2 protein-coding genes are annotated in these 1,012 nt (G+C 53.8%); one reads left to right on the plus strand and one right to left on the minus strand.

All coding sequences use genetic code 11. The annotated features are described in order from the left end of the window. Positions 1-87 precede the first annotated feature (87 nt). Positions 88-267: a hypothetical protein gene (locus AC0QH1_RS06645; RefSeq protein WP_324630179.1), complete on the minus strand. Its 180-nt coding sequence runs from the start codon at positions 265-267 to the stop codon at positions 88-90. Positions 268-350: 83 nt separating this feature from the next. Between AC0QH1_RS06645 and AC0QH1_RS06650 the strand changes: the two genes are divergently transcribed. Next, on the plus strand, positions 351-1,010 hold the full coding sequence (locus AC0QH1_RS06650) for an NAD(P)-dependent oxidoreductase (RefSeq protein WP_324630180.1): 660 nt from the start codon (positions 351-353) through the stop codon (positions 1,008-1,010). The last annotated feature ends 2 nt before the right edge of the window (positions 1,011-1,012 follow it).

Here is a 1,012-nt window from a genome sequence, read left to right on the forward strand (position 1 = left end):
ATTGGAAACGAATTGGGCAATTTTCCCCTAAGAAAGTTAAACTGATTCGCAGGTCAAACAAACTGTGCGTTGTTTAAGTCACGACGGTTAAAACCGTCGTTCGTCTTTCCTCCCCGAACTAAAGTTACGGGGATTCCAGACTCTCGATCGCTTTCCTTGAGTGGCAACATAGGGGGTTGCAGGCACTGCGTCGGCTGCGATCGCGATCGCAACTATCGGCGATTCGCTTCGCAATTCCCGGCATGAGTTGCGATCGCTGCCCTTCATTGAACGGAAATCAAAAACGCGATACCTTAAAGTTCAAGTTTCGCCAAATCAAGCAAAAACGAACTGATTCGGGAGGTTGATGCGTGCAGGTAGCAGTTCTGGGCACCGGGTTAATGGGGCTAGCGATGGCTGAAAAACTTTTGTCGGCCAAGGTTTCGGTGGTGGCGTACAATCGAACGCCAGAGAGAATGGAACCGCTTCGCCAAGCCGGTGCGGTGTTGGCGAATTCCCCTGATGAGGCGATCGCCCAATGCGATTGCGCGATCGCCATGCTCTCCAATGCCACGGCGATCCGCGAGGTGGTATTGTCTGAGCGCTCTCGTCCCCATCTGCAGGGACGAACCATCATTCAGATGGGAACCATCGCCCCGAGTGAAAGCCGCGAGTTTGCCTCGCAAATCGCGCAATTCGAGGGGGACTATTTCGAAGCGCCGGTTCTCGGTAGCATTCCCCAGGTGAAGTCGGGCAGCTTGCAAGTCATGGTGGGGGGTACCCGGGAGCAATTTACCCAGTGGTCTGAATTTTTAAAACATTTTGGCGAACCGCAACGCATCGGCGAGGTGGGTGAAGCAGCGGCGCTGAAATTGGCACTCAATCAACTGATTGCGAGTCTGACCACGGCGTTTTCGTTGAGCTTGGGTTTCGTGCAGCGCCAAGGGGTTGATGTGGAGGTGCGATTCGTTCCCGCAAAAGTGGAGGGTAAATGCCTGAAACGTAAGCGGGGCAAGGAACACAGTCCCTAAAG

The sequence above is a fragment of the Phormidium sp. CCY1219 genome, from assembly GCF_055795085.1.

Excerpts from the sequence above, each read along its gene's own strand:
- AC0QH1_RS06645 (WP_324630179.1), bottom strand. The coding sequence starts at position 267 with ATGAAGGGCAGCGATCGCAACTCATGCCGGGAATTGCGAAGCGAATCG.